Raw genomic sequence first — 6,791 nt, forward strand, 5'->3', positions numbered from 1 at the left:
ATGCAATCGCGCGGACTCAGATTTCCACGATATCGAACGAGTGCGTCAATTCGGCCGTCTTCGCCAGCATGATCGACGCCGAGCAGTACTTGTCGTGCGACAGGTTGATCGCGCGCTCGACCGTTGCCGGATTCAGATTTTTGCCCGTGACAGTGAAGTGAAAATGGATCTTCGTGAACACCTTCGGGTCTTCGCTCGCGCGATCGGCCTTCAGCGTCACCGAACAATCGGCGATTTCCTGACGGCTCTTCTTCAGGATCATCACGACATCGTAGGCGGTGCAGCCGCCGGTGCCGAGCAGAACCATTTCCATCGGACGCGGCGCGAGATTGCGGCCGCCGCCTTCGGGCGCGCCATCCATATTGACGAGGTGACCGCTGCCGGTTTCGGCTGCGAACGCCATGCCGCCCGGTCCCATCCAGCTAACTTTGCATTCCATGTGACGCTCCAGCTAAACGTAGGTCGTTAGTCGGCATTGTAGCGGGTCGGGGACCGTCGTCCGGTCGCGAAACTCGCGCATTTGCCAGTTGACTGACGACAACTATTTGGGATTTAAAGTCCACTAATCCAATGCCTTTGGATTCGAGGCGCGCCTCTAGACTCAAAGCATTTGTCTATTGAATTCCATAAGCCATTGAAAATTCTATGAAATGAACAACTGTTCAGTCTGCTTATCACGATTTTATATTTTGAAATGAAATTTCATGATGCAAATTCGTCTTGCTTCGCAACATGAGCGTGCCTATACTCGGACTTGTCTCCTCCACCTCCTCCTTTGGTGGATTAAGCCCGAGCCGAGCTGCTCGGGCTTTTTTTCGTCCGTGCGTCCCCTGCGCCGGGTGTGTCGCTCATCTGCGGCAAACCCTTTGACGTGGCGACTACTTTCCCTCTATAATCCAAAGTTCCATTCGTTCTAAGCCTGCGAAGGGAAGTCTGTGAGAGCCGGCAGCGCAGTTCATATAAGCAGGACCGAGCAAGACGAGTCATAGGGCAGCTCAAATTTTTGGATCGATCATGAAGACGTTTTCCGCAAAAGCCGAAGAGGTGACGCGCGAATGGTACGTGATTGACGCGACGGATAAAGTCCTCGGCCGTGTCGCCAGCGAAGTGGCACGCCGTCTTCGCGGCAAGCACAAGCCTGAGTTCACTCCGCACGCCGATACTGGTGATTTCATCATCATCATCAACGCCGGCAAGCTGAAGGTCACGGGCAACAAGACCACGGACAAGAAGTACTATCGTCACTCGGGCTACCCGGGCGGCATCTACGAAACGACGTTCGGCAAGATGCAAGAGCGCTTCCCGGGCCGTGCGCTCGAGAAGGCTATCAAGGGCATGCTTCCGAAGGGTCCGCTCGGCTACGCCATGATCAAGAAGCTCAAGGTCTACGCTGAAGCCACGCATCCGCACTCGGCTCAGCAGCCGAAAGCGCTCGAGGTCTAAGGGGAGCCCACATGATCGGTAATTGGAATTACGGTACGGGCCGCCGCAAGAGCGCCGTCGCTCGTGTCTTCATCAAGTCGGGCAAGGGCGAAATCGTCGTCAACGGCAAGCCCATCGCCGACTATTTCTCGCGCGAAACGTCGCTGATGATCGTGCGTCAACCGCTGGAACTCACGAACCACGGCACCACGTTCGACATCAAGGTCAACGTGTCGGGCGGCGGCGAAACGGGTCAGGCAGGCGCAGTTCGCCACGGCATCACCCGTGCGCTGATGGACTACGACGCTACGCTCAAGTCGCAACTGTCGAACGCCGGCTTCGTTACGCGTGACGCGCGTGAAGTGGAACGTAAGAAGGTCGGTTTCCACAAGGCACGTCGCCGGAAGCAATTCTCGAAGCGTTAATCGCTTTGGCGTTTCGCCGGATCCATTCTGGCGAAGCAGCAGCAAAAGCCGCCGCACTTGGGTGCCGGCGGCTTTTGTTTTTGGCGCGCAACGGCTGAACCATGTCGAATTTGCATATAGCCCATTGATTCCATGGACATTCGGCACGATATTGAGATCAGCCCTACAATAGCGGTTAGAAGCTTAATTGGAGAGTTCGAATGAGCGCTGTCAGCGACACCCCCACGACCGAAATGCCCCTGCCGTTCGTCTTCACGGACGCCGCCGCGGACAAGGTCAAGCAATTGATCGATGAAGAAGGCAATCCGGATCTGAAGCTGCGTGTGTTCGTGCAAGGCGGCGGATGCTCGGGTTTCCAGTACGGATTCACGTTCGACGAAGAAGTCAACGAAGACGACACCGTCACCGAAAAGGGCGGCGTGCAATTGTTGATCGACTCGATGAGCTATCAGTATCTCGTTGGCGCGGAGATCGACTACAAGGACGATCTCAATGGCGCGCAGTTCGTGATCAAGAACCCGAACGCCTCGACGACCTGCGGTTGCGGTTCGTCGTTCTCGGTCTGACGCACGAAACGATCGATGTAAGCGAAAACGGAGCCTTCGGGCTCCGTTTTTCGTTTAACGCGCGCTCAATGCGTTCAACGCGGATAGATCGCGCCGAGCACGCGCTCGCCTGCCGCGCCCGTCACCGACGCCAGATTGCCCGGCTCGCGCGCGACGCAGCGCATCGCCAGCCAGGCGAAGGCGAACGCCTCGACCTGTTGCGGCGGTACGCCGAGCGCGTCGGTCGTCATGACGGGCACGCCTGACACGCCGCTTGCGTCGAGCGCTTGCTGGAGCATTTTCAGCAGCACGGGATTGCGCGTGCCGCCGCCGCAAACATAGACCGCGCGGGCATCGGACGCGTGCCGCTCGATTTCGCGCGCGACGGTCTTGGCGGTGAGGGCGGTGAGCGTCGCCTGGACATCGGCGGGGGCGAGGTTGGGGAAAGCGGCGAGTTTGGCGTCCATCCACGCGGAATTGAACAGATCGCGGCCGGTGCTTTTCGGCGGCGCATGCTCGAAGAACGGTTCGTCGAGCAGGGCGTTTAACAGCGGCTGTTGCACGCTGCCTTGCGCGGCGAACTGGCCGCCGTCGTCGTAGGCGCGCTTGGTGTGACGCAACGCCCATTCGTCGATCAACGCGTTTGCCGGGCCGCAGTCGAAGCCGCGCACCGCGCCGCTCGACGACAGAATCGTGATATTGCTGATGCCGCCCAGATTGCAGACGACGCGCGTTTCGTTCTTCGTGCCGAATATCGTCGAATGGAACGCGGGCACGAGCGGCGCGCCCTGGCCGCCGGCAGCGACATCGCGGCTGCGGAAATCGGCCACGACGTCGATATTGGTCATTTCCGCGAGCATCGCAGGATTGTTGATCTGCCGCGTGTAGCCTTTTTCCGGCCGATGCCGCACCGTCTGCCCATGCACGCCGATCGCGCGGACTTTCGTGGCCGAACAGCCGCTCATGCTCTGCAATTCGTGGCAGCAGACGGCGTAGCGCGTTGGCGGCGAGCGCTTCGCGTTCGAGCTCGTTGTCGCCGGGGGCTTGCAGCGCGAACAGCGCATCGCGCAAGCCTTTCGAGAACGATACATGTGCCTCGCCGAGCACGACGGGCGTTGCCGGTCGCGAACTGCACCGCGACGCCGTCCACGCCGTCCATGCTGGTGCCGGACATCAAACCGAAGTAGACGCCGTCCGCCTTGCCGCTTTCGATTGCCTCGGTTTTCTTACCCACGTCGCGCTCCTCGTCGATGCTCTCAGGTTCAGCCGGGATTATCCGCGCATCCGTGAGAATCGTTAAGACGCTTCGACGGGATACCGTCGGGCTTCGCTGGCCCGAAATCGGCGCGAAAGCGGTCTTCATTGCGTAAAATCCTCAGCCTGAACAAGCAATTGCGCGCGATTCGCATGCATCGGGCACGCCGCAGCGTCGCCGACGCGAATCGCCGGACGCCTCCATGCGTCCCGGGTGGGCCCCTCGGCGCGCACGCCGCCGCCATCGAACCCTTTGACTTCCAAGCCTCGAGCATGACCACAGACTCCAACGCGTCGTCCGCGCCCGCCGCGAAAGCTTTCCCGATCACCGACGAGGTGAAGAGCGCGCTCGCCATCGCCAAGCGTGGCTGCGACGAACTGCTGATCGAAGACGAATTCGCGCAGAAGCTCGCGAGAAGCGCCGCGACGGGTAAGCCGTTGCGCATCAAGCTCGGCCTCGATCCGACCGCGCCGGACATCCACATCGGCCATACGGTCGTGCTGAACAAGATGCGTCAGCTTCAGGATCTCGGCCATCAGGTCATTTTCCTGATCGGTGATTTCACCTCGCTGATCGGCGATCCGTCCGGCCGCAACGCGACGCGCCCGCCGCTGACGCGCGAGCAGATCGAGACCAACGCGAAAACGTATTTCGAACAGGCCGCGCTCGTGCTCGATCGCGAGAAGACCGAAATTCGCTACAACAGCGAATGGTCGATGTCGCTCGGCGCCGACGGCATGATCAAGCTGGCGTCGCGTTACACGGTCGCGCGCATTCTGGAGCGCGAGGATTTCACCAAGCGCTTCCAGAGCGGCGTGCCCATTTCGATCCACGAATTCCTGTATCCGCTGATGCAGGGTTACGACTCCGTCGCGCTGAATGCCGACCTCGAACTCGGCGGCACGGATCAGAAGTTCAATCTGCTGGTCGGCCGCGAGTTGCAGAAGCAATACGGTCAGGAGCAGCAGTGCATTCTGACGATGCCGCTGCTCGAAGGTCTCGACGGCGTCGAGAAGATGTCGAAGTCGAAGTTCAACTATGTCGGCATCAGCGAAAAGCCGACCGACATGTTCGGCAAGCTGATGAGCATTTCCGACGTGCTGATGTGGCGTTACTTCGAGCTGCTGTCGTTCCGTCCGATGAGCGAGATCGAAGGCTACAAGCGCGAAGCCGACGGCGGCTGCAACCCGCGCGACTTCAAGGTGATGCTGGCGCAGGAAATCGTCGCGCGCTTCCATTCGCCGGCGGATGCGGAACGCGCGCTCGACGACTTCAACCATCGCGCGAAGGGCGGCGTGCCGGACGATATTCCGTCGGTGACGCTCGCGGGCGCGCCGCTGGCGATCGGCCAGTTGCTCAAGCAGGCGGGCCTCGTGCCGTCGACGAGCGAGGCGCTGCGCAATATCGAGCAGGGCGGCGTGAAGATCGATGGCGCGACCGTGTCCGACAAGGGTCTCAAGATCGAAGCGGGCGAGTTCGTCGTGCAGGTCGGCAAGCGTCGCTTCGCGCGCGTGACGCTGACGGCATGATCGCACTGATCCAGCGTGTCAAACGCGCTGACGTGCGCGTGGACGAGCGCGTGACCGGCGCGATCGACGCGGGCCTGCTCGCGCTGGTCTGCGCCGAACGCGGCGACAACGAAGCCGCTGCCGACAAGCTGCTCGCGAAGATGCTCGCCTATCGCGTGTTCAGCGACGCGGCGGGCAAGATGAATCTGTCCGTATCGAACATGGATGGCGCGGGGCGCGCGGGCGGCGTGTTGCTGGTGTCGCAATTCACGCTGGCGGCGGATACGTCGAGCGGCCTGCGTCCGAGCTTCACGCCCGCCGCGCCGCCCGACGAAGGCCGTCGCCTGTTCGATTACTTCGTGGCGCAGGCGCGCGCAAAGCATCCGATCGTCGAGACCGGCGAATTCGGCGCGGACATGCAAGTGTCGCTCGTCAACGACGGGCCGGTCACGTTCTGGCTGCAAGTGCGGCCATAAATTTCGGAATGCCCATGACGACGCAAGTTCTCTTCATCCGACACGGCGAAACCGCGTGGAACGCCATCAAGCGGATTCAAGGTCACATCGATATTCCGTTGTCCGAACACGGCGTGCTGCAAGCCGAACAACTCGGCGCGCGGCTCGCACGCGAAGGGCGCATCGACACCGTGTATTCGAGCGATCTGCAACGCGCGCGACAGACGGCGCAGCCTTTCGCAAGTGCGCTCGGACTGGACGTGCGCTTGTCGGAAGGCTTGCGCGAGCGTTCGTACGGCGCGTTTCAGGGCCACGACAGCGACGAGATCAACGAAAAGTTTCCGGCCGAATATGTCGAATGGCAGACGTGCGATCCCGGTTTCACGCCGCCTGAGGGCGAATCGCAGCGCGTGTTCTATTACCGCGTGGTGCACGCGATGGAGCCGATCGTCGCGGCGCATCCGGGCGGGCGCATCGCGGTGGTGGCGCATGGGGGCGTGCTCGATTGCATCTATCGGTTCGCGAAGAAGCTGCCGCTGCAGGATGCGCGGAATTGGCCGCTGCTGAATTGCAGCGTGAATGTGGTCGATTATGACGGCGACGGAGCGAAGGTCGTGTCGTGGGGCGATGTTTCGCATCTCGCCACGGATACGGACGACGACGATTTCCGCAAGCGCGCTTAATCCTTTGGCATCTCTACGCGGCGACGCGCGCGCTTCGACACCGTGTTGGTATAGCCCCAACGCACCACGCGCGCGATGACCTTCACGCCGGGATTGGCAATCACGCGCCGCGCGGTTGCGAATGCTTCGAGTTCGAGCATCTGAAGCGCCCAATCCGGCAACAAATCGACGCCCGCACTGAACAGCATTCGGCTGGCCGGCTTCATGACGATGCTCGGCGTCGGCACATGCTTCAGCACGCGCAAGACTTCGCGCGTGCGCTCGCCGGCCTGAAGTTGCGGGCGCATGCCTTCCAGATAAGTTTCGATGGCGGCGCGTGATGTCGGGACATCGCGTGCGCCGAGCATGTGCGCGATGGTCGCGGTTTCGGCGAAGTAGTCGGCCCTTCAGAATTAGTCGAAGTCAAGGGTGGCAAGGGGCCGCCGGAAGATCGTGTTTCCCAGAACTCCCAGAAGCAATATTGATCTGAATGGTTTCCTGGGAGTTTGGAACTTCGCC

7 protein-coding genes and 2 pseudogenes are annotated in these 6,791 nt (G+C 61.0%); 6 read left to right on the forward strand and 3 right to left on the reverse strand.

The window, feature by feature from the left end:
- Nucleotides 1–16: 16 nt before the first annotated feature.
- On the reverse strand, nucleotides 17–439 hold the full coding sequence (locus tag BVER_RS20370) for an OsmC family protein (RefSeq protein ID WP_050454843.1): 423 nt from the start codon (nucleotides 437–439) through the stop codon (nucleotides 17–19).
- Between the two features lie 575 nt (nucleotides 440–1,014).
- On the opposite strand from BVER_RS20370, the gene rplM reads away from it, so the two are divergent.
- From rplM to erpA, 3 genes are all read left to right on the forward strand, one after another.
- Entirely contained in the window at nucleotides 1,015–1,443 is a 429-nt protein-coding gene (rplM, locus tag BVER_RS20375; protein ID WP_050454844.1) for a 50S ribosomal protein L13, read from the forward strand.
- Between the two features lie 11 nt (nucleotides 1,444–1,454).
- Nucleotides 1,455–1,847, forward strand: coding sequence for a 30S ribosomal protein S9 (gene rpsI / locus BVER_RS20380; protein WP_014190405.1), 393 nt, complete (start codon nucleotides 1,455–1,457; stop codon nucleotides 1,845–1,847).
- Between the two features lie 200 nt (nucleotides 1,848–2,047).
- Entirely contained in the window at nucleotides 2,048–2,413 is a 366-nt protein-coding gene (gene erpA / locus BVER_RS20385; RefSeq protein ID WP_050454845.1) for an iron-sulfur cluster insertion protein ErpA, read from the forward strand.
- Between the two features lie 74 nt (nucleotides 2,414–2,487).
- Here erpA and BVER_RS20390 read toward each other — a convergent pair.
- Nucleotides 2,488–3,566, reverse strand: a pseudogene (locus BVER_RS20390) (anhydro-N-acetylmuramic acid kinase).
- 353 nt (nucleotides 3,567–3,919) lie between these two features.
- Here BVER_RS20390 and tyrS point away from each other — a divergent pair.
- The 3 genes from tyrS to BVER_RS20405 are packed head-to-tail and all read left to right on the forward strand — an operon-like array spanning nucleotide 3,920 to nucleotide 6,293.
- Nucleotides 3,920–5,176 carry a tyrosine--tRNA ligase gene (tyrS, locus tag BVER_RS20395; RefSeq protein ID WP_050454846.1) on the forward strand — a complete coding sequence of 419 codons (1,257 nt, stop codon included), beginning with the start codon at nucleotides 3,920–3,922 and terminating at the stop codon, nucleotides 5,174–5,176.
- Entirely contained in the window at nucleotides 5,173–5,631 is a 459-nt protein-coding gene (gene dtd, locus BVER_RS20400; protein WP_050454847.1) for a D-aminoacyl-tRNA deacylase, read from the forward strand. Before tyrS ends, dtd begins: the two co-directional genes overlap by 4 nt.
- Before the next feature lie 14 nt (nucleotides 5,632–5,645).
- Nucleotides 5,646–6,293, forward strand: a complete 648-nt coding sequence (locus BVER_RS20405) for a histidine phosphatase family protein (RefSeq protein WP_050454850.1) — start codon at nucleotides 5,646–5,648, stop codon at nucleotides 6,291–6,293.
- On the opposite strand, the pseudogene BVER_RS20410 reads toward BVER_RS20405, so the two are convergent.
- Nucleotides 6,290–6,664, reverse strand: a pseudogene (locus BVER_RS20410) (oxygenase MpaB family protein); the annotation flags it as partial. The gene BVER_RS20405 and the pseudogene BVER_RS20410 overlap by 4 nt on opposite strands.
- Nucleotides 6,665–6,791: the final 127 nt, after the last annotated feature.

The sequence above is a fragment of the Candidatus Burkholderia verschuerenii genome (assembly GCF_001189365.1).
Classification (GTDB): Bacteria; Pseudomonadota; Gammaproteobacteria; order Burkholderiales; family Burkholderiaceae; genus Caballeronia; species Caballeronia verschuerenii.